Origin of the sequence: Phyllobacterium sp. SYP-B3895, from assembly GCF_009647635.1 — a bacterium.
GTDB lineage: Bacteria > Pseudomonadota > Alphaproteobacteria > Rhizobiales > Rhizobiaceae > Phyllobacterium > Phyllobacterium pellucidum.
Window position 1 is genome coordinate 536,712 of record NZ_WJIG01000003.1, and the last position, 21,091, is coordinate 557,802.

Genomic DNA, 21,091 nt, shown 5'->3' on the forward strand with positions numbered 1-21,091 from the left:
CGGAAACAATCCGGTTTCTGCGCCGCAGCTTTTGAAAGATTTGGCATCATGACGACATCCTTCTTTCGCAACGCTCTCATCCTCGGTCTTCTCACTGCGATCGGCCCATTTGCCATCGACATGTACTTGCCGGCCATGCCATCGATCGGCAGGGAACTCGGGGCAGAAAACAGCGCCGTACAGCTGAGCCTACTGGCATTCTTCATTTCCTTTGCAATTTTCCAGTTGCTGTACGGTCCCTTGTCCGACATGTGGGGCCGCAAGGCGCCCCTCTACATAGGCATCGGTCTCTTTGCCGTCGCCAGCATCGGCTGCGCCCTTGCGCAGGATATCGAGACGCTCGTCGCCTTCCGCTTCCTGCAGGGAATTGGCGGCGCCGCCGGCATGGTCATTCCGCGGGCGATCGTCCGTGACATGCACACGGGCGTCCAGGCGGCCCGCCTCATGTCGCTGCTGATGCTGGTCTTCAGCATTTCGCCGATCCTGGCTCCGCTGACGGGCAGTGCCGTCATCGAATTTTACGGTTGGCGCGGTGTTTTCTGGGCGGTGATGATCGCCGCCTTCATCGGCCTTATCCTGCTATCGACTCAGCTCAAGGAAACGCGCCCATCCGCGGCGCGTGCCGAAAGCGGCCTTGGCAGCGCCATGTCGGCCTACCGCCTGCTTCTTGGCGACCGGAATTTCCTGACGCTCACCTTTATCGGCGGCCTCGGCATTTCCAGTTTCCTTGTCTATCTCGCGAACTCGCCGTTCGTGCTGATCGATCACTATGGGCTGACGCCAACCCAATACAGCATAGCGTTCTCGATCAATGCCGTGTCGTTCTTTGCCGTGTCGCAACTGACCGGCTGGCTCGGCGACCGCTTTGGCCTCGTCCGCGTCATGCGTATGGCGGTCACGGCGTTCGCGCTCACCATGGCGGCGATGGTCGTGGTCATGAGCCTTGGTATCAATCAACTGCCGGTGATGGCGGCGTTCCTCTTTGTTGGATACGGCTTCCTCGGCCTCGTCATCCCCACAACCTCGGTTCTGGCACTCGAGGACCACGGCGAAATCGCCGGTACGGCGTCGGCGTTGATGGGTACGTTGCATTTCGTCACCTCGGCGATAGCGATGGTCATTGCCGGCGTGTTTTTCGACGGCACGGCCCTGCCGATGGCCATAGGCATCGCTCTTTGTGCGGTTGGCGCTTTCGTTCTTACCCAGGCAACAATCGGCAGGCGCCGCGTCGTTGAGGCGGGAGCTGCTGCCGAATAATTCTGATCCTCCGTCAGAAGCATGCGAAGGCTCCCGGAACGCGAGTTCCGGGAGCCTTTGTCGTCAGGTGACGGCGCCTATGCTTTCGATAAGGAATGCGACCCGCTCCGATATAGGCACGCGTGGAACCTCGACGAGCGCATAGCCGCAATTACTGTAGGCCGAAACCATTGCGTGAAAGGTCCGCTCGGCTTCTTCAAGCGTTTGTTTGCGCTCTGTATCCTGTGTGAATATCTCCGGCCACGGCGGCAGAATAAAAACCGTCGGGTTGTAGCGGAATATCCGTGCTGCCTTGCGGACATGGGCGGGAACTTCAAGACCGTTAAGCTTCAGATAGCCAACAATGTCGGGCACGCCGCGATCGAAGAAGACGAGATCGGCGCTGTCAGCGGCGCTATCGTAGGAACGCATCTCCCACGACAACATCAGTTCCGCGAAGATTGCGGGGTCCTTCCATGGCACGGCAGGGCCATCCACTATCTGATGATGACGGATGATCGCACGCCCGGCCTCGGTCGAGGTAGCGTATCCGTGCCGGTCAAGGGCTGCGATCAGGCTCGTCTTGCCCGAGCCCGGACCGCCGGTGAGAATGATGAAATTGTTCTGGATGTGTCGCTGCATAAATGCTCCGGCTCGACGGTTGCGGAAAGATCGCAACTCGTCACGCGTTGACGTCAGGCACAGACTGCTAGGTCCTGGCCGATTTGAATTTTGGGAATTTGGAGAGCGCGCATGGGCAGGCGGGGGGAGGGTGCACCAGCACCGAAATCAAATGCCATCGCTGACAAGGGCGGCGACGAACCATCGCCACCCAAATTCGAAGTCCGAATTATTCGCGCGCGAGCAGAGCTTCGAGACGATCGAAGGCGCTGTTCCAGCCGCTGACATGGCCGTCGCAACTTTCAGCCGTCTCGAAGACACTCTGGCGGAATGTCATCAGCGTCTTCGCCGCCTGATCTTCGAGGGTGATGTGGACAAGCGTCTCGTTTCCAGGCTTACCGTCCTCCTGGTCCCAGGCAAAGGTGAAGGCCAGCGTTCGATTGAGTACAATCTGCTGGTAGACACCGCCGTGCCAGAGTTTTTTCCCCGTGGCCGCCGAATCGAGGCACGCGCGCCACTTGCCGCCAACGCGAAAATCCGCTTCCACCTGGGTTGCCGGATAATCACGCGGACCGAGCCACTGCATCATCCGTTTCGGGTTGGCGAAGGCCGCGAAGACGACGGCAGGGGGCGCATTGAACAGTCGTGTGATGGTAAGGACGCGTCCCGCAGTGTCATTCATCACGTGGGCCCTATCGGTATCAGCCATCTCGCTCTCCGTTGTTTTGTACTTCGTGCAGATAGTCTTCCAGGCGGTCGAAGCTGCTTTCCCAGAATTGGCGGTAGCGTTCGAGCCAGTCGGTCGCTTCCTTCAGAGGCTTGGCATCGAGACTGCAGGGGCGCCACTGCGCTTCACGGCTGCGGGTCACAAGGCCTGCGCGTTCAAGCACCTTCAGATGTTTGGTAATTGCAGGTCCTGACATGTCGAACGGCTGCGCGAGTTCAGTGACCGAAGTCGTTCCAAGCGACAAGCGTGCCAGGATTGCGCGGCGCGTCGGGTCAGCGAGGGCTGAAAATATTGTGTCGAGTCGATCAGGCATCATCTTAACGGAACCTAATGGTTATTTAACTTGGGAGTTTAATACACCCTGTGTTAACAGCGGTCAAGCGGTCGTCGACAAACGAAAACGTCCAGCGGGCGAGGTCCGAGGCGAATTTTGTTGAAAGAAACAGGGAGGGAAAGTGGAGGCTTCTGTTGCCAGGTGCCTCCGAACCCCGCCTAGAAGTGCGAACCCCTAGGACTTGATTTGAAGCTATCGCACCGCATTAAGCGGCGAGACGTGCTTCCGCATAGTTGTCGTTTGCAACTACTGAGTTAGCCCGATAACGGTGGTACAATGCCGGGCAAAAGAGCGATCTTTACACCCTTGTCGATCCTGTGTCGCCCCCGCCACAAGGCAGCGTCATCGGCTGCATTGTGGTGGAGGCGCCGGGTACTGCCCCCGGGTCCAATGGGCTTATTGCATCGTCCGTTTATCACCATAGCCGACCGAAGCCGGCACGACTTATATAGGGCCTGATTTGTTGAATTGAAAGAGTGCATTGACTTCAAATCGTTGCTGGGGAATGTTTCGACTCGTATACAGAGTCACCGCCTCATGCGTCGGCCAGTCGCGAGGCGTCTTCAGGTTTCAGGGAGGCTGCAATGCGGGGCATTGCACCCAGCAAGCAGGGGAATTTCCATGACTGACTATTTGAAGGATGTACGCCATTACGACGCAGCTGCCGATGAGGCGACTGTTGCCAAGATCGTCAAGCACCTCGGCATTGCCCTGCGCAACCGCGACTCGTCGCTGGTATCCTGCACGGACCCTGATGAACTCAAGCGGGTACGTACCAATTGGGTGGAAAAGAAACTCGGCCTCACCGACACCGCCAAGGCGGAAGCCGCGATCGAGTCGGTTTGTGCCGCCATGAAGGCTGACAACACCAAGAGCCGTGTCACCTTCTACTATTTGACGGCGAAAGCACTCGGCGCCCTCGGAAGCCTCTGATTCACGCTTCCTGATCGATGTGAAATCCCTGGCCGTGCGCCGGGGATTTTGCGTCAGGAGGCTGCGCGGCCGGCGATTTCAAACCTCTCCAGCCTATAAGGCGCCATGCGTTCATCGACAGCCTGCGTCATGATTTCGCCGCCGACCATGGTTCCTACCAAGGGGGCGAGGGTGACACCTGAATGCATGACGGCAATGTAAAGGCCGTCGCAGCCTGCTGGCCGGCCAATGACAGGAAATCCGTCCGCGGGCGTCGGGCGATATCCTATCGTGTGAAACTCAAGGGCAAGATCGTCCGCATCCCGCAACATTGCCTTGACCTTGGCGAAGAGAGCTTCCGCGGTTTGGCCAGGATCGTCGCCGGGTTCGCTTCCCGCGAAATCGCTGCCGGCAATGATACGCCCGGCCGCCGTCTGGCGCATGTGGACTTCGGGCGCAATCACCAATCCATTCAATCGCTGCCGTGTTGGCTTCGAATGAACGATCAAACCTGGCGGCGTCTCAAGCGGCACTGTAACGCCGACCGAAGCCGCAAGCTTCGTGACAGCGGATCCGGCGGCGAGCACCACCATGTCGGCCGTCATTTCACCGGAAGAGGTTATGACGCCGGCAATACGCCTGCCTTCCTCGCGCAGGGCGGTGACGCTCGCATTGCCGATCAACGTTGCCCCGTGGGCTTGCGCATCGGCAAGCAGTATGCGCGCGGCATCGACCGGTTCGACTGCGCCTTCCTCCGCAACGGCAACCGCGAACTCCGGATATTCTGCGAGGTTTGGCTCCAGATTGAAGGCCTCAGCACGGCCAACTCGCCTGATGTCGTAGCCCCAGCGTCCATGCTCGGTCAGATAGGCATGCAATTCATCACGCGCGAGGTCCCAGCACAGGCTGCCGCACCAGCGCAGCGGCATGTCCGGCAATTCCGATGCAAGCTGCCGCCACTCAGCCATCGCGCTACGTCGCAGCCGGAAATAGGGTTCCGGATTGCCCCAGCTCGCGTTGATCCAGGCGAAGGAAGCAGCGGTCGCAACGCCGCCCGCGTGCTCGGCGAGCACGGTGACTTCAGCGCCGGCTTTCGCCAGCGAGCGGGCAATTGATGCGCCGATAATGCCGGCGCCGACGACGATAATTTTCATGGACCTCATTTGCTCTCAAAATTGCGACGGCTGGGATCCGTCCTGTGGAGAAAACCGGCAAAGACATCGCCGGATGCCGCATCCGAAACTTGGGGTAGCAGCCGGCCCACTTCACCGCGATGATAGCCGCCATGGGTAATCACATGCGCCAGCATCTCTTCACGGGACATACGCCCCGGCTTGCCATCGGTGAACTGGAATGCCACCATTTCCGACAGTTCTTCAGGAGTGACATTACGCATGTAACCGATGTACCACGCGTCGGTCTCGCGCACATCGGAGAATAGTCGATCCGCGGCAGGCACGTCGTCCGGCTCATTGGTGCTGTAGGAATGGCTTCGTCCCTCAAGATGCGCCATGAAGATTCGATCGACGATATGAGCGTGATTGAGCGTGCTCAAGGCCGTGCGATAGGAAGGAGAATTTTCATCACCGATATCGAGCATCGCCCGATAGAGCGTATCATTTGCCCAAGCCTTATACTCAAAAAGGGATTTCAGAAGAACCTGTGAACTCATTTTAAACCTCGTCTGCGCAATACGCTGTTTTGTAATGGATTAAAGTATTTTCCGCCGATGCTTGGCTCTCTCTTGCTATTCAATCAAATTCAAAATGACGTGTCATCAAAAAGTGGATGTCGATTTCACCTCAGACAAATCGAAGCATTCAAGCTTTGATGTTCATATGCAAGGCGATTGCCCTCATGCGCTCTGAAACCGGGATGCTGTGGATTGGCGAAAGCGATGGTTTTTCGCCGGTCGAATCTGCTAAGAAGGAGGCATGCGCACTTATCTCGATCTTCTCCAGCATGTGCTGGACACAGGCGTCGACCGCGGCGACCGGACCGGCACCGGTACACGCTCCGTGTTCGGCTACCAGATGCGGTTTGATCTTTCGGCAGGCTTCCCGCTGCTGACGACGAAGAAGCTCCACCTCAAGTCCATTATCCATGAGTTGCTGTGGTTTCTTGAGGGCGATACCAACATCGCCTATCTGAATGAGCACGGTGTCACCATCTGGGATGAGTGGGCCGATGAGAATGGCGACCTTGGGCCGGTATACGGCTACCAGTGGCGTTCCTGGCCGGCCGCCGATGGACGGCACATCGACCAGATCGCCAATGTGGTCGAGGCGATAAAGACCAACCCGCATTCGCGGCGCCTGATTGTTTCGGCGTGGAATCCGGCGCTCGTCGACGAGATGGCCCTGCCGCCATGCCACTGCCTGTTCCAGTTTTACGTTTCTGATGGAAAACTTTCCTGCCAGCTCTACCAGCGCTCGGCCGATATTTTCCTGGGCGTGCCCTTCAACATCGCTTCCTACGCGCTGCTGACGATGATGGTGGCGCAGGTAACAGGCCTAAAGCCCGGCGATTTTGTCCACACGCTTGGTGATGCGCATCTCTATTCGAACCATTTCGAACAGGCCAGGTTGCAGCTGACCCGGACTCCCGGTCCCCTGCCGAAGATGCACATGAATCCGGCGGTAACGGACCTCTTTGCCTTCAAATATGACGATTTCCGTCTGATAGATTACGTCGCCGAATCCAGCATCAAGGCGCCGATCGCCGTATGAGTGCCGTTGGCGAGGCCACTTTCCCGAAAGCCGGAGCGGTCCATGCCAACTGTCCTTCGCCTTAATGGGTTCAGATTCTTTTTCTACAGCGACGAGGGCAGCGAACCGCCGCATATTCAGGTTACAAATGGCGACACTGTCGCCAAATTTTGGCGTTGCCGGTTGAGCTTGCGAACTCGAAAGGTTTACGCGCCAACCAATTGAATGATATTCGCTTGCTGGTTGTCGAGCACTGCGACGAGCTGCTGGAGGCATGGCATGACCACTTTAGTTCTTGAAACCGAACCACTGGCCATCGAGGTGGCTGTCTCCGACATTGTTCTGAGTCTAACGCTCGACGACGGCAGGCAACTCGCGGTCCCTACGGTCTGGTTCCCGCGACTCTTGAGTGGTTCGCAGCAGTCCCGTGATCGCTGGGAACTGATCGGGCGGGGCCAGGGCATCCATTGGCCCGAGCTTGATGAGGACATCTCCGTTGCGGGGCTACTCGCAGGTCGGCGCGACCAGAAGAAGCCGGCAAAAACCAAAGCGGCGTAATAACAGGACCGGCGGTCTCTCCTATGATCAGTTTCGTGGTTGCAATTGCCGAAAACGGCGTCATCGGACGAGAGAACGGCCTGCCTTGGCGGCTGTCCTCGGATCTGAAGCGCTTCAAGGCGACGACAATGGGCAAGCCCATCATCATGGGTCGCAAGACCTGGGATTCGCTCGGCCGCCCGTTGCCCGGACGGACCAATATCGTCGTAACGCGCGACGCTGCCTTCGGGGTCGATGGCGTCGTTGCGGTTCGCTCCGTCGATGAGGCGCTGGTCGTCGCCGGCAGTCATGCTTCTGCCGATAAGGTCGACGAGATCTGCATCATCGGTGGCGGCGAAATCTTTCGCCAGACGCTGAACCGGGTCGACCGGCTCTACGTGACCTGGGTGCTCGCTGATATCGATGGCGATGTGCACTTTCCACCGATCGATCCCAAGATCTGGACCGAAGTTTCCAGCGAGGAATTCCCGGCTGGCGAGAAGGACAATTATCCGACGCGATTTGCCGTCTACGAGCGCCGCTGAGTGCGCGCACAAACTGCGCGCGATATGAAAATATCGTGATAAGGAACCATAATCGTTCGGCTTTTTACCAAATTCGCGCGAAATCCGGCCGCGCGCGTTGAAAGCGTGCCCTGCCATCCCTATAAACGGGACATCGTGACAGTGGGAGGAAGCCAAGGGGTTGGCGTTTTCCTTCAAAATATGAGGTAGGAATGCCCTGGAGTAATCAGAACGGCGGCGGCGGCCCATGGGGTGGCGGCGGTAACAATAGTGGTGGTGGGGGTCCATGGGGCCAGAAGCCGCAAGGGGGCGGTGGCGGTAATCCGCCGGACCTCGAAGACATACTCCGTCGCGGTCAGGATCGTTTGCGTCAGGCTCTGCCTGGCGGTTCCGGCGGCAGCCCTGCCTTTTGGGGCATTGCAGCCCTCGTTCTCGTTGCTTTCTGGCTTTTCCAGTCGGTCTATACGGTGCAGCCGGATGAGCGCGCTGTTGAACTGCGCTTCGGCAAGCCGAAGCCCGATATCGCCGAACCTGGCCTGCATTTCCATTTCTGGCCGATCGAATCCTATGAAAAGGTCGAGATCGTCGAAAAACAGAAGAACATTGGTGGTCAGGGCGCGCGCGGCGCCAAGGAAGGCCTGATGCTATCGGGCGACCAGAATATCGTCGACGTCCAGTTCTCCGTGCTTTATCGCGTTTCCGATCCCGTCGCCTATCTCTTCCATGTCGAAAACCCGGAAAATCTGGTGCAGCAGGTGTCCGAGAGCGCCATGCGCGAGATCGTCGGCCGCAGTCCGGCGCAGGACATTTTCCGTGACAATCGTGCGGGCATTGCCAACGACGTGCGCGGTATCATCCAGAAGACGCTCGACGATTATGGCGCTGGCATGCAAATCAATGCCGTATCGATCGAGGATGCGGCACCGCCGCGCGAGGTCGCCGATGCCTTCGACGAAGTGCAGCGCGCCGAGCAGGACGAAGACCGGTTCGTCGAAGAATCGAACCAATATTCCAACCAGAAGCTCGGTCAGGCCCGCGGTGAGGGCGCGCAAATCCGCGAAGATGCGGCCGCCTACAAGAACCGTATCGTGCAGGAAGCCCAGGGTGAGGCGCAGCGCTTTACGTCTGTCTACGATCAATATGTGAAGGCGCCGGAGGTTACCCGCAAGCGTCTGTTCCTCGAAACAATGGAGCGTGTCCTGAAGGACTCCAATAAAGTGATTGTCGATCAGAGCGGCCAGGGTGTCGTTCCTTACCTGCCTCTGACGGAACTGACCAAGCAGCAGCAGCGTCCGGCAGCCGAGGGGGCGAAGCAATGACCCAGAACCGCCTCCCCATCATCGTCGGCCTCATCGCCCTTGTCGCCTTGCTGGTCTATTCGTCGATTTTCGTCGTTCGCGCCGGTCAGCAAGCCATCGTCCTGCGCTTCGGCCAGATCGTCGATGTGAAATCCGACCCCGGCATCTATTTCAAATTGCCGTTCGGCTTCCTTGAGGCCGACAATGTCCAGATGATCGAAGATCGCCTCCTGAGCTTCGAACTTGACAATATCCGCGTGCAGGTCTCCGGCGGCAAGTTCTACGAAGTCGATGCCTTCCTCGTTTACCAGATCACCGATCCGCGCAAGTTCCGGCAGACCGTGTCGGGTGACGTTACACTGGCGGAAGCCCGGCTGCGCACCCGTCTCGATGCCTCTTTGCGTGGTGTTTATGGTTTGCGCGGTTTCGAAGCTGCGCTGTCTGATGAACGCGCCGGCATGATGCATGAGGTGCGTGAACAGCTGCGTCCCGATGCGGAATCGCTGGGCCTGAAGATCACCGACGTGCGTATTCGCCGGACTGATCTCACTCAGGAAGTCTCGCAGCAGACCTTCGACCGGATGAAGGCGGAGCGGCTTGCCGAAGCCGAACGCCTGCGCGCCCGCGGTCGTGAAGCAGCCCAGCGCATCAAGGCCATCGCCGACCGCCAGGTGGTCGAGATCATCGCCGAAGCCCGCAAGGAATCGGAAATCATGCGAGGCGAGGGCGAAGGTGAGCGCAGCCGCGTCTTTGCCGAAGTGTTCTCCAAGGATCCGGATTTCTTCTCGTTCTACCGGTCGATGACGGCCTATGGCACCGCTCTCGACAATACGGGAACGACGATGGTGCTTTCGCCCAATTCCGAGTTCTTCCGCTACTTCCAGGACTCGAATGGAAACCTTCCTCCGGTGAGCGGCGCAACGCCGCCGGCGCCGGCCGCTCCTGCGCCTGCCCCGCAATAGGGGCAGGCTCTCATGGTAGACTTTCTCGATGCCGTAGGGCTGTTCCTCGTGTTCGAGGGCGTGCTCTACGGCTGTTTTCCCGTGGTAGCCAAGCGCGTCGCACGCGACGTCAGCGAGCAGCCTGACGGGTTCCTGCGTATCGCCGGCGTGGCGGCGGTGGCGATCGGCGTTGCCATCGTCTGGCTGGCACGTGGATAAGTGGTCAAGGCCGCCGTTCATCAAACCTTTGTGTCGGCGGCCATATTTTTGTCTACTCTCACCGTTCTGTTGTATTATTTCCACGTTAACCGATAGGGGACCGAACGCATGGTTCTAAACACTGGTCGCACCTTCTTCCGTTCCACCACGGCAGCAGCGGCCCTGATTGCATTGGTTGCAGCGGGCGCTACTCCCTTGTCGGTCAACCACGCATTTGCGCAGGCGCAGGCGGCGCCGGTACCGAACAGCCTGCAGCCGCGGGCTCAAGGTCCGGCTTCCGTCGCTGATCTTGCCGAAGGGCTTCTTGACGCCGTGGTCAACATCTCGACGTCCCAGACCGTCAAGGGTCAGGATGGCGAGTCAGGTCCGGTACCCATGCCGAAGGTTCCGGAAGGCTCGCCCTTCCAGGAATTCTTCGATGAGTATTTCGGCAAGCAGAAGCCCGGACAGAACAATCCCTCGCATCAGGTCCAGTCGCTCGGCTCCGGCTTTGTGGTGGATGCAGCGCAAGGCATCGTCGTCACCAACAATCACGTGATCGCCGACGCCGACGAGATTGAAGTCAATTTCAACGACGGCTCGAAGCTCAAGGCAGAACTTGTCGGCAAGGACACGAAGACTGATCTTGCCGTGCTCAAGGTCGATCCGAAGAAGCACAAGCTCGTTGCCGTCAAGTTCGGCGATTCCGCCAAGACGCGTATCGGCGACTGGGTCATGGCCATCGGCAATCCGTTCGGCCTCGGTGGCACGGTTACGCTTGGCATTGTCTCGGCGCGCAATCGCGACATCAATTCCGGACCCTACGACAACTTCATCCAGACGGATGCGGCCATCAACCGGGGCAATTCCGGTGGCCCGCTGTTTGACATGTACGGTGAGGTGATCGGCATCAACACTGCGATCATTTCCCCGACCGGCGGGTCTATCGGCATCGGCTTTGCCATTCCGGCAGAGCTTGCCTCCGGCGTCATCGCCCAGTTGCGCGAGTTCGGCGAAACGCGCCGCGGCTGGCTCGGCGTGCGCATCCAGCCGGTTACCGACGAGATTGCCGAAAGCCTCGGCATGCCTTCGAGCAAGGGCGCGCTCGTCGCCGGGATCATCGATGGCGGCCCCGTCGCCGATGGTTCGATTCTTGCCGGCGACGTGATCACGCGTTTCGACGGCCGGGACGTCAACAATGTCAAGGACCTGCCGCGCGTGGTTGCGGAGAGCCCGGTTGGCAAGGAAGTCGATGTCGTCGTGATCCGCAAGGGCAAGGAGCAGACCGTCAAGGTCAAGCTCGGCAGGCTCGAAGATACCGATCAGCAGGCCAAGAAGGACGATCAATCCAGTCAGGGCGAGGACAACAATGCCCTGCACGGCGTCGATGTCCTCGGCATGACCCTCGGGTCGCTCGACGATGACAGCCGGAAGTCGTTCGGCATCGCCAAGGAAGTGCAGGGTGTTCTCGTCACCGAAGTGCAGAAAGACTCGATTGCCGCCAACAAGCGTATCGAAGCCGGCGACGTCATAGTCGATATCGCGCAGGAAACGGTTTCGACGCCTGAGGACGTCGCGGCACGCATCGAAAAGCTGCGCGACGAGGGCCGCAAGAACGCGCTGCTCATGCTGGCTTCAAAAACCGGCGAGTTGCGGTTCGTTACACTGCAGATGGATTGATGGAGCGCGGCGGGCCCGCCCGCCGCCTCAAATCACGAAATCCGTCTTCCGGTAACCTTGCACGTAAAGCAGCGCCGTCAGGTCACCATGGTCGATGCGAACGCGTGCCTGCTCGGCAACGACAGGCTTGGCGTGAAGCGCAACGCCGGTTCCGGCAAGCTGCAGCATGCCGAGATCGTTGGCCCCGTCGCCCACGGCAATCGCTTCACTTGGCGACAGGTTGAAACGGTCGCAGATCGATTTCAAGGCGGCGACCTTCGCCTCGCGGCCAAGAATGGGCTTCCGGACTTCGCCGGTCAGCACCTTTCCGTCGTCGAGCAACGTGTTGGCGCTGTTTTCATGAAAGCCGATCATATCGGCTATGCGCTGGGTGAACACCGTGAAGCCGCCGGAAACGAGGGCGGTATATGCGCCGAACTTCTTCATTGTCCGCACCAGTTCAGGACCGCCCGGCATCAGAGTGATGCGGCTGGCAATGACCTTATCGATGACACTGTAGGGGAGGCCCTTCAGGAGCAAAACACGTTCGCGCAAGGCTGGCTCGAAGGCAATCTCCCCGTTCATTGCCCTTGCCGTGATGGCCGCAACCTTGTCGCGCAGGCCTGCTTCCTCGGCGAGTTCGTCGATGCATTCCTGCTGGATCATGGTCGAGTCCATGTCAGCGATCAGGATCTTCTTGCGCCGTGCATCCTGGTCCTGCACGACGATATCGATGGGGCTGCCGCCAAGCGCATCCGCAAGCAACGCATGGGCTTCGGCCGGATCGGTGCCATCTTTCAGCGCAATATCGCAGGCAATTCCATCTGCCAGCCAATAAACACCTGTTGCATTGACCGCCGCCGAGGCTTTAATCCCGAGCGAAGGCGAAAGGCCCGCCATAGCGGGATTTGCGATGAGGGTGGCCATCAAAGGCATGGGACAATTTCCGATCGGGCGGTTGATGTGACAAGACAGGCGATCCTGATAGCTGGACCGACGGCAAGCGGCAAGTCGGCGCTTGCGCTTCGTTTGGCAAGCGAAGCGGGCGGGGTGATCGTCAACGCCGATTCAATGCAAGTCTACGACATATTGAACCTTCTGACCGCGCGGCCGAGTGTCCACGATCTCGAGATCGCGCCACATTATCTCTACGGCCATGTTTCGCCTGCATTTGCCTATTCGACCGGCCGCTGGCTTGCAGATGTCGAGGCGCTGCTGGGGCGTGCGGAACTGTCAGACAAGCCTGTCGTATTTGTGGGCGGCACAGGACTTTATTTCCGGGCGCTTTTGGGCGGGCTCTCGGCCATGCCGGATATTCCCGCAGAAATCAGAGCGCACTGGCGGCGTCAGGACGCGGAGCACGGAGCCAACAAATTGCATGCGATCCTTGCCGGAAAGGACCCGCTGGCTGCATCGACCTTGCGGCCCTCGGACAGCCAAAGGATTGTGCGCGCGCTGGAGGTTATCGATGCATCGGGCCGTTCTATCGTCGATTGGCAAAAGGAGACTGGATGCCCGCTGATCGATCCCCGGACGACGCGCAAGATCGTCATCGATCCGGACCGGGCGTGGCTCGGCGAGCGCATTGCCGTGCGCTTTCAAACCATGATGACATCGGGCGCGATCGAGGAGGTCAGCCAACTGCTGGCCCTGGGACTGCCAAACGAATTGCCTGCGATGCGGGCGATCGGTGTCAAGGAGATAGCGGAAGTCATTGAAGGCCGGTCGAGCGCCGAGGAAGCGGCCAATCGCGCCATTATCGCCACGCGCCAATATGCCAAGCGGCAAATGACGTGGTTTCGCAACCAGCTCGGCGACGAGTGGGAACGCCTGCCCTATCCCTGATCAGGGCTTGTCGGTGCGGAAGGTGCGGATGAGATCGCTGGCCCGGAAACGTTCGCTACTTTCCTGCTGCGGCTTGGCTTGCTCGTCATTGCGCATCGCCGCATCGAGCGTCCGCCATTGGGCGCGGACGGGATCCGTCGCGGCCGGCGGCTGAGGACGTGGCGCTGCAAACGACTGCGGCGTCGCGTGAGCCGTTATCCCATCCAGATCGTCGAAGTCGCTGTCGTCGCCACTGTTGTTTTCCGCCGCATTGAGCTGGCGCATGCGCGTCAGGATCATGTCGAGCGAGACGTGTGTATCGCCAAGCCGGGACGATTGCTGGGTCCTTGCCATGTGCGCGGCAGGCAATTGATCCGGCGCAATCGTCTCGAACATCATGCGCATCGGGGTTGGAACAGCTTCCCCAAAGGCTATGGCCTCGCGATTGGCGATGGATGAGAGAAACCCGATCGTACTCTGCGACGCGCCGGTTATGGCGCCGCGGATGATTTCCTGGTCGCGCTCATTGCCGAGCCGCATGGCGAAGACCGTGCTGCACTGAGACAGGATCGTCGGGTCGAGTTCGCCCGGGCGCTGCGTGATGACGGCAAGATAGACGCCGTATTTGCGTCCCTCCTTGGCAATGCGGGCAACGGCCTGGCGCGTCGGCCAGAAACCGCCATTTGGATCGGCGGGAATATAGCGGTGTGCTTCCTCGCAGACGACAAGGGTCTGCACGCGCCCGTCGCTCGAAAGTGCAAGGTCAAACGCCAGGCGGCATAGCACCGAGGCAACGGAGTTCACGACTTCGGATGGCAGGCCAGCCAATTGGAAAACGCAGATCGGCCGGTCGTTCTTCGGTATGCGGAATATGTGGCCGATCGTCTGGCGCATCGTGTCCATGGTCGTCGGCGCCGAGAACATGAAGCGGTAGCGCGGATCGGCGACAAGCGCCTGCAAGCGCTGCTTCAATGCCTTCATCGTCGGACGGTCCGGCTTGCCTTCGAGCTGGCCTATACGCTCATCAATAAGCTTTATCAGGTCGGTGATCCGGTATGGCGAGGGCGTATCAGCCGTCATGGAAGAATAATCGCGGTCCTTTTTGAGGAGCGATGCGCTGGTAGTCCCTTCGGCACTGGCAAAGCGCTCCTTGGCGAGCGGGATCAGATCACGCAATATATCGACTTCCGCCGCAACCGATGGGCGCCCGCGGAAGACTGCCTCTGCGAATTCCTCCAGCCGGAACAGCCAGTAGGGCAGGTCGAATGTTGTGTAATCGATCGAAATGGCGTGTTCTGGAAACGCACTCGAAAATTCATTGTGCGGATCGAGGATCAGGACGCGCAGATCGGGACGCTGGGCGATAATCTTGCGCAGAAGCAGCGAGACTGCACTAGACTTGCCGACGCCTGTGCTGCCGAGGACGGCAAAATGGCGCGATACGAGGCTGTCGATGGAGATCAGGGCGGGAATATCGGCATTTTGCGACAGATGACCGACCGACACGGTGTTGTTCATCGTAGCGTTGTAGATCGCCGCGAGGTCTTCCGAGCGAATGCGGTGCCCCACTGCTCCCATATAGGGATAGGTGGCGATACCGGAGGAGAACCGCAGCGTCCCGTCGCTGAGCGTATCGACCTGCCCGACGAGTTCGATGTGGACGTGTATGATCTGGTCTTCGCCAGGTTCCCATTGGGCGTTGGGAAGATCGACCTTATAGACGAGGCCGACAACGCGGCTGTGAGCGACCTGTATCGAGATGAGCTGGCCTACCGTCCAGTAGTCGTCCGACGCCGAGACGGATGGTCCGGACTTGGCATGGATGATCGCCTTTTCGCCGTTGCACTCGATGACATGACCGTCGGTTCGATTGCGAAGGAAGGGACGGGGCTGCTGGGAAGGCAAAGCTTCTGAACTCATTGGCGGCGTTCAATCCTGGGCGAGGAGGAATACTGATATCGTTCACAACAACCCTAAGCTGAGACGCATTGAGATTATGTTAGTCCGGTTGTTTGCATTTGAACGATATGCGCCTGGGGCGTGCCCCAATCGCGATTCATTTGCCAAATCGCTGCATTTTTGCCGTTGACGGATGGAAAATGCCAAATTATCGTCCGCGACCATGAAAACAGTTCTTATCGTCGTGGGATCGCGCATGGGCAGGGTGTTGTAAGCACCCGGCGAAAGCTCCCATGCGCGAAACACAGGCTCCTTCGGGGGCCTTTTTTATTACCAGCATCTCAGTTAAACGAAATCATCTTCTGAAGGGCCGAGAGCCACAGGATCGAACGGGAAGAGACCGATGACCGCAGAAAAACAGGATAGTGACAGCCACGCATCGCAACGACGCGAAATGACCGGCGCCGAAATGGTCGTCCAGGCGCTTATCGACCAGGGCGTCAAGGATATTTTCGGTTATCCAGGCGGTGCTGTCCTTCCGATCTATGACGAGCTCTTCCAGCAGGACAAGATCAATCACATCCTCGTGCGCCATGAGCAGGGCGCGGGCCATGCGGCCGAAGGTTACGCCCGCTCGACGGGCACGGTCGGCGTCATGCTGGTGACCTCGGGGCCGGGCGCGACGAATGCGGTGACGCCGCTGCAGGATGCGCTGATGGATTCGATCCCGCTTGTCTGCATCAGCGGCCAGGTCCCAACCAGCCTGATCGGCTCCGATGCGTTCCAGGAATGCGATACGGTCGGCATCACGCGCCCCTGCACCAAGCACAATTGGCTGGTCAAGGACGTCAACGATCTGGCGCGCGTACTGCACGAAGCCTTCCACGTTGCCAAGACCGGGCGGCCCGGTCCGGTTCTCGTCGACATTCCGAAGGACGTCCAGTTTGCGACCGGCATGTATACGCCGCCGGAAACCGCGCCGCGCACCAGCTACAATCCGAAAGTCCAGGGCGATATCGAAGCGATCAAACAGGCGGTTGCGCTGCTTGCCTCCGCGAAGCGTCCAGTCATCTATTCGGGCGGCGGCGTCGTCAATTCCGGCGATGAAGCCAGCAGGCTTTTGCGCGAACTCGTGGAGATCAGCAATTTCCCGATCACATCGACGCTGATGGGCCTCGGCGCCTATCCGGCATCGGGCAAGAACTGGCTCGGCATGCTCGGCATGCATGGCACCTACGAAGCCAACATGGTCATGCACGATTGCGATGTCATGCTGAACATCGGTGCGCGTTTCGACGACCGCATCACCGGCAGGCTCAACGCCTTTTCGCCGAACTCGAAGAAGATTCATATCGATATCGATCCGTCTTCGATCAACAAGTCCGTTCGCGTCGATATTCCGATCATCGGCGATGTCGCCAACGTTCTTGAAGACATGGTGCGCCTGATGCGCGCCTCGTCGGTCCAGCCGGACAAGAAGGCGATCGGCGAATGGTGGTCACAGATCGACAAGTGGCGCGCACGCAAATCCCTGTCCTATACGCGCAATAAGGACGTGATCATGCCGCAACATGCGCTGGAGCGTCTCTACGCGCTGACGAAGGATCACGACACCTACATCACGACCGAGGTCGGCCAGCACCAGATGTGGGCAGCGCAGTTCTACGGCTTTGAAAAGCCCAATCGCTGGATGACGTCCGGCGGGCTCGGGACGATGGGTTATGGCCTGCCGGCGGCGCTGGGCGTGCAGATCGCCCATCCGAATTCGCTGGTCATCGATATTGCCGGCGATGCTTCGGTGCAGATGACGATGCAGGAGATGAGCGCGGCGGTGCAGTACAATGCGCCGATCAAGATCTTTATCCTCAACAACCAGTACATGGGCATGGTGCGCCAATGGCAGCAACTGCTTCACGGCAACCGCCTGTCGCATTCCTACACGGAAGCCTTGCCTGATTTCGTCAAGCTGGCGGAGGCCTATGGCGGGCACGGGATACGCTGCGAGAAGCCGGGCGACCTCGACGATGCGATCCAGGAAATGCTCGATGTCAAGAAGCCGGTCCTCTTCGATTGCCGCGTCGCCAATCTTGCCAACTGCTTCCCGATGATCCCGTCGGGCAAGGCGCACAATGAAATGCTGCTGCCCGACGAAGCAACGGACGAAGCGGTCGCCAATGCCATCGATGCCAAGGGCAGGCAGCTCGTTTAACCGAACCGGAGAAAGAAATATCATGAACGCGCAAAACCTTGCCTCCGGCTCGGCCTACTTCATCGCCAAGGAGACCGAACTACCGGTAACGACGGTCCTATCGGTACTCGTCGACAATGAGCCGGGCGTCCTTGCCCGCGTGATCGGCCTCTTTTCCGGACGCGGCTACAACATTGAAAGCCTTACGGTTTCGGAGACGGAGCACGAGCAGCACCTGTCGCGCATCACCATCGTGACGCGCGGCACGCCGCATGTCCTCGACCAGATTCGCCACCAGCTCGAGCGCATCGTGCCGGTGCATCGTGTCGTCGACCTGTCGGTACGTGCAGGCGAGCTTGGCAACGAGAAACCGATCCAGCGCGAACTCGCCCTGGTCAAGGTTGCCGGTTTCGGCGACAACCGCAATGAGGCGCTGCGCCTCGCCGAAGCATTCCACGCCAAGGTCGTGGACGCGACTGTCGAGCACTTCATTTTTGAGATAACCGGCAAAGGCTCAAAGCTTGACCAGTTCATCGCCATCATGAAGCCGATCGGCCTCGTCGAAATCTGCCGCACGGGTGTGGCTGCGATGAATCGCGGCGCACAGGGCATGTAATCTCCAATGGAATGGCGCCAAATGTCAGGGATGCGCAATTGTATCCCTGACAAGATAGGCGTTGAGCCGCATATCGAGCGGCCATAACGTGAGTCAATTCATATTATGTATGGTTAGATCATGACGCTCGAAATTTTCCTGACGCTGCTCGTCTTTGCCTTTGTCACCTCCATAACCCCCGGTCCGAACAATCTGATGCTGCTGACATCGGGTGTGAATTTCGGTTTCAGGCGGACGATTCCGCATATGTTCGGGATCGGCAGCGGGTTCTTCACCCTGCTTATCGCGGTCGGGCTGGGCCTCGGCGCGCTCATTCACAATTTTCCGCTGGTATACACTGCACTCAAGTTCGCCGGCGGGGCCTACCTCGTCTACCTTGCCTACAAGATCGCGACATCGCGGTCGCTCGGCACGGTCGATGGCAATGCACGGCCGATGACGTTCCTCGAAGCTGCTGCGTTCCAATGGATCAACCCGAAAGCCTGGGTCATGGCCGTTACCGCCATGGCGACCTACACCTCGTCGGATGCCTATCTGCTGACGGTTCTCATCGTCGGCATCGCCTTTGCCATCGTCAACGTCCCTTCTGTGTCGAGTTGGGCAGCGTTCGGCCAGATGATGCGGGGATGGCTCGCCGATCCCGTCCGGCTTAAATGGTTCAACATCACGATGGCGCTTCTCCTCATTGCGAGCCTCTGGCCAATGCTGAAGTGAGCTTGCACCGGGGCAGGAAAAGGTCTTAAGATTTTTCCATGGCACACGATCACCCCGAGCATGACCACGACAACGAACTCGATCCCATGGCCGCGCGCGTGCGGGCGCTCGAGACGATCCTGACGGAGAAGGGTCTCGTCGATCCGAAGGCCATCGATGCGATCGTCGATACATACGAGACGAAAGTTGGCCCGCGTAATGGGGCGAGAGTGGTCGCGAAGGCCTGGTCCGACCCGGAATTTGCCGGTTGGCTGCAACGCGACGCCACCGAATCAATTGCCTCGCTCGGCTATGCCGGGCGCCAGGGCGAACATATGCAAGCGGTGTTCAACACCTCCGATACGCATAACCTGGTGGTCTGCACCTTGTGCTCCTGTTATCCGTGGTCGGTGCTCGGCTTGCCGCCAGTATGGTACAAGGCGCCGCCCTATCGCTCGCGGGCAGTGATCGATCCGCGCGGCGTGCTTGCGGAGTTCGATCTCATTCTGCCCGAGACGACGAAGATCCGCGTTTGGGATTCGACCGCGGAACTGCGCTACCTCGTCGTCCCCCTGCGTCCGGCGAGTACCGATGGTTTCAGCGAGGAACAACTCGCAGAACTCGTCACACGCGATTCGATGATCGGCACCGGGCTGGCACTGACCCCGGAGGCGGCATGAACGGCCCGCAGGATCTCGGCGGGCAAATGGGATTCGGCCCGGTTGCACCGGAAAAGGACGAGCCGCTGTTTCATGCGGAATGGGAAAAGCGCGCGCTCGGCCTGACCATAGCCGCTGGGGCGATGGGGCATTGGAACATCGATGAAAGCCGGCACACGCGCGAAAGCCTGCACCCTGCCGATTATTATTCGTCCACCTATTATGAAATCTGGATCAAGGCGCTCGAGCGATTGCTGCAGCACCATGGGTTCGTGTCGGCCGAGGAACTTGGCAAAGGTCATGCCACGGGTAAGGGCACGGAGCCGAAACGTGTCCTCAAGGCGGAAAACGTCGCTGCGGCCCTGGCGAAGGGGGGACCCTGCGACCGGCCGATGACTGCGCAGCCGCGCTTTTCGGCGGGTGACAGGGTGCGAACACATAATTTCAATCCGCAGACGCATACGCGGCTGCCGCGCTACGCCCGCGGCAAGGCAGGAATCGTCGAGGCTGTGCGGGAGGGCTTCGTCTTTCCGGACACCAACGCCCACGGCAAGGGCGAGAATCCGCAATTCGTTTATACGGTGACCTTTCCGGCTGCGGAGATCTGGGGCGACGGGGCCGACCCCACGCTGACAGTCAGCATCGATGCCTGGGAGAGCTATCTTGAGCCTGCGTGACCTGATCACGCACTCCAAGGGTCTTCCGTCGCATGATGGCAGTCCTGTCTTTGCCGAGCCCTGGCAGGCGGAGGCATTTGCCATGGTCGTTGCCTTGCACGACAGAGGCCTGTTCACCTGGGATGAATGGGCGCATGCGCTCTCGGCTGAATTGAAACGCCCCGACGCGCTGGAGGATGCCAGCGATTACTATCATTGCTGGCTTGAGGCGCTGGAAACCCTTGTCATCACCAAGAATGTTGCGGCGAGAAGCGAAGTAGAAGCGCTTGCCGCATCCTGGCAACGCGCCGCCCATGCGACGCCGCACGGCGAGCCCATCAGACTTGAAAACGACCCGGATCGATCCTGAAATGATGATTTTACTGAACGTGCGCCGGAAGGCGTTTCTCCTTCTTGCGTGCGGAATGCTTGTACTTGGCGGCGCCGCCAAGGCGCAGGAAGACAATTGGCCAACCTCCAGCGAAGAGGATTTGCGAAAGATTATCACCGGGGCGACGCTGACGGGCGAGGTAAAGGCGGAGCCGCCGTTCAATTTCAGTGAATTCCTTGCCTCCGATGGAAAGTCGCGCGGCAAGATGATCGAATGCTGCAAGCCGGAGCAGGTCGTCAGCAACGGCATGTCCTATGCGGGCGAGTGGACGCTGGAGAAGGATAATCTGTGCGTTACCTATGAAGGTGAAGCGGACAAGATCTGCTGGCGCCTGCAGGTGAAGGGCGACCGGTTTCGCATGACCGACCAGAAATTCGGTCGGGTCGGCGAGGGGCAGATCCGGGCGGGAAATCCCGATAATCTATAGTATAAGCCGATAGCGCGGCATTTTCCTTGCCCTTTGGCGGCGA

At 59.3% G+C, this 21,091-nt stretch carries 24 protein-coding genes, 1 other RNA gene and 1 pseudogene; 18 read left to right on the forward strand and 8 right to left on the reverse strand.

The features are described 5' to 3' along the window. Positions 1-48 precede the first annotated feature (48 nt). Positions 49-1,257, forward strand: coding sequence for a multidrug effflux MFS transporter (locus GF108_RS15125; protein ID WP_153668704.1), 1,209 nt, complete (start codon positions 49-51; stop codon positions 1,255-1,257). A 63-nt stretch (positions 1,258-1,320) separates the two neighbouring features. Here GF108_RS15125 and GF108_RS15130 read toward each other — a convergent pair whose 3' ends face one another. From GF108_RS15130 to ssrA, 4 genes are all read right to left on the reverse strand, one after another. After that, positions 1,321-1,878, reverse strand: a complete 558-nt coding sequence (locus GF108_RS15130; RefSeq protein WP_153668706.1) for an AAA family ATPase — start codon at positions 1,876-1,878, stop codon at positions 1,321-1,323. A 208-nt stretch (positions 1,879-2,086) separates the two neighbouring features. Beyond that, positions 2,087-2,566 (reverse strand): SRPBCC domain-containing protein, encoded by a 480-nt coding sequence (locus GF108_RS15135; protein ID WP_153668708.1) that lies wholly within the window; start codon positions 2,564-2,566, stop codon positions 2,087-2,089. Beyond that, the gene (locus tag GF108_RS15140; RefSeq protein WP_153668710.1) at positions 2,559-2,900 is read right to left on the reverse strand and encodes a helix-turn-helix transcriptional regulator; all 342 of its coding nucleotides are present in this window, start codon (positions 2,898-2,900) and stop codon (positions 2,559-2,561) included. Before GF108_RS15140 ends, GF108_RS15135 begins: the two co-directional genes overlap by 8 nt. Before the next feature lie 138 nt (positions 2,901-3,038). Next, positions 3,039-3,396, reverse strand: a transfer-messenger RNA (tmRNA) gene (gene ssrA, locus GF108_RS15145). A gap of 143 nt (positions 3,397-3,539) precedes the next feature. Here ssrA and GF108_RS15150 point away from each other — a divergent pair. Continuing rightward, positions 3,540-3,851, forward strand: a complete 312-nt coding sequence (locus tag GF108_RS15150; protein ID WP_027231861.1) for a DUF2853 family protein — start codon at positions 3,540-3,542, stop codon at positions 3,849-3,851. A 53-nt stretch (positions 3,852-3,904) separates the two neighbouring features. Here GF108_RS15150 and GF108_RS15155 read toward each other — a convergent pair whose 3' ends face one another. Next, positions 3,905-4,984: an NAD(P)/FAD-dependent oxidoreductase gene (locus GF108_RS15155; RefSeq protein ID WP_370462183.1), complete on the reverse strand. Its 1,080-nt coding sequence runs from the start codon at positions 4,982-4,984 to the stop codon at positions 3,905-3,907. 5 nt (positions 4,985-4,989) lie between these two features. Beyond that, complete coding sequence (locus tag GF108_RS15160; protein ID WP_153668714.1) at positions 4,990-5,502, reverse strand: DinB family protein; 513 nt, start codon at positions 5,500-5,502, stop codon at positions 4,990-4,992. Positions 5,503-5,764: 262 nt separating this feature from the next. Here GF108_RS15160 and GF108_RS15165 point away from each other — a divergent pair, with 262 nt between their 5' ends. The 8 genes and pseudogenes from GF108_RS15165 to GF108_RS15200 all read left to right on the forward strand — a co-directional run. Continuing rightward, positions 5,765-6,559, forward strand: a complete 795-nt coding sequence (locus GF108_RS15165) for a thymidylate synthase (protein ID WP_153668716.1) — start codon at positions 5,765-5,767, stop codon at positions 6,557-6,559. A gap of 42 nt (positions 6,560-6,601) precedes the next feature. Next, the gene (locus tag GF108_RS22745; RefSeq protein ID WP_210386081.1) at positions 6,602-6,763 is read left to right on the forward strand and encodes a DUF4160 domain-containing protein; all 162 of its coding nucleotides are present in this window, start codon (positions 6,602-6,604) and stop codon (positions 6,761-6,763) included. A gap of 54 nt (positions 6,764-6,817) precedes the next feature. Beyond that, positions 6,818-7,096: a DUF2442 domain-containing protein gene (locus GF108_RS15175; RefSeq protein ID WP_153668718.1), complete on the forward strand. Its 279-nt coding sequence runs from the start codon at positions 6,818-6,820 to the stop codon at positions 7,094-7,096. Between the two features lie 23 nt (positions 7,097-7,119). Then, on the forward strand, positions 7,120-7,620 hold the full coding sequence (locus GF108_RS15180) for a dihydrofolate reductase (RefSeq protein ID WP_153668720.1): 501 nt from the start codon (positions 7,120-7,122) through the stop codon (positions 7,618-7,620). Positions 7,621-7,811: 191 nt separating this feature from the next. Further along, positions 7,812-8,918, forward strand: coding sequence for an FtsH protease activity modulator HflK (hflK, locus tag GF108_RS15185; RefSeq protein ID WP_027231857.1), 1,107 nt, complete (start codon positions 7,812-7,814; stop codon positions 8,916-8,918). After that, the gene (hflC, locus tag GF108_RS15190) at positions 8,915-9,859 is read left to right on the forward strand and encodes a protease modulator HflC (protein ID WP_153668722.1); all 945 of its coding nucleotides are present in this window, start codon (positions 8,915-8,917) and stop codon (positions 9,857-9,859) included. Before hflK ends, hflC begins: the two co-directional genes overlap by 4 nt. Before the next feature lie 12 nt (positions 9,860-9,871). Further along, entirely contained in the window at positions 9,872-10,057 is a 186-nt protein-coding gene (locus tag GF108_RS15195) for a DUF2065 family protein (RefSeq protein WP_027231855.1), read from the forward strand. A 261-nt stretch (positions 10,058-10,318) separates the two neighbouring features. Beyond that, positions 10,319-11,716: pseudogene (locus tag GF108_RS15200) on the forward strand (DegQ family serine endoprotease); the annotation flags it as partial. Between the two features lie 27 nt (positions 11,717-11,743). Here GF108_RS15200 and serB read toward each other — a convergent pair. After that, positions 11,744-12,631, reverse strand: coding sequence for a phosphoserine phosphatase SerB (gene serB / locus GF108_RS15205; RefSeq protein WP_153668724.1), 888 nt, complete (start codon positions 12,629-12,631; stop codon positions 11,744-11,746). A gap of 6 nt (positions 12,632-12,637) precedes the next feature. Between serB and miaA the strand changes: the two genes are divergently transcribed. After that, a complete protein-coding gene (gene miaA / locus GF108_RS15210; RefSeq protein ID WP_370462213.1) occupies positions 12,638-13,540 on the forward strand; it encodes a tRNA (adenosine(37)-N6)-dimethylallyltransferase MiaA in 903 nt (300 codons plus the stop codon). Here miaA and GF108_RS15215 read toward each other — a convergent pair whose 3' ends face one another. Further along, on the reverse strand, positions 13,541-15,439 hold the full coding sequence (locus GF108_RS15215; RefSeq protein ID WP_153668726.1) for an ATP-binding protein: 1,899 nt from the start codon (positions 15,437-15,439) through the stop codon (positions 13,541-13,543). 382 nt (positions 15,440-15,821) lie between these two features. On the opposite strand from GF108_RS15215, the gene GF108_RS15220 reads away from it, so the two are divergent. The 7 genes from GF108_RS15220 (at position 15,822) to GF108_RS15250 (ending at position 21,048) form a co-directional block, all read left to right on the forward strand. Further along, complete coding sequence (locus GF108_RS15220) at positions 15,822-17,627, forward strand: acetolactate synthase 3 large subunit (RefSeq protein ID WP_091922221.1); 1,806 nt, start codon at positions 15,822-15,824, stop codon at positions 17,625-17,627. A gap of 22 nt (positions 17,628-17,649) precedes the next feature. Then, positions 17,650-18,222 (forward strand): acetolactate synthase small subunit, encoded by a 573-nt coding sequence (gene ilvN / locus GF108_RS15225; protein ID WP_027231850.1) that lies wholly within the window; start codon positions 17,650-17,652, stop codon positions 18,220-18,222. Positions 18,223-18,342: 120 nt separating this feature from the next. After that, positions 18,343-18,936 (forward strand): LysE family translocator, encoded by a 594-nt coding sequence (locus GF108_RS15230; RefSeq protein WP_153668728.1) that lies wholly within the window; start codon positions 18,343-18,345, stop codon positions 18,934-18,936. A 38-nt stretch (positions 18,937-18,974) separates the two neighbouring features. After that, positions 18,975-19,595: a nitrile hydratase subunit alpha gene (gene nthA / locus GF108_RS15235; RefSeq protein WP_153668730.1), complete on the forward strand. Its 621-nt coding sequence runs from the start codon at positions 18,975-18,977 to the stop codon at positions 19,593-19,595. Beyond that, positions 19,592-20,251 carry a nitrile hydratase subunit beta gene (gene nthB, locus GF108_RS15240; protein ID WP_153668732.1) on the forward strand — a complete coding sequence of 220 codons (660 nt, stop codon included), beginning with the start codon at positions 19,592-19,594 and terminating at the stop codon, positions 20,249-20,251. The genes nthA and nthB overlap by 4 nt, the downstream gene beginning before the upstream one ends. Further along, on the forward strand, positions 20,238-20,600 hold the full coding sequence (locus GF108_RS15245; protein WP_370462184.1) for a nitrile hydratase accessory protein: 363 nt from the start codon (positions 20,238-20,240) through the stop codon (positions 20,598-20,600). The genes nthB and GF108_RS15245 overlap by 14 nt, the downstream gene beginning before the upstream one ends. A 1-nt stretch (position 20,601) precedes the next feature. Next, complete coding sequence (locus tag GF108_RS15250; protein ID WP_153668736.1) at positions 20,602-21,048, forward strand: hypothetical protein; 447 nt, start codon at positions 20,602-20,604, stop codon at positions 21,046-21,048. Positions 21,049-21,091 lie beyond the last annotated feature (43 nt).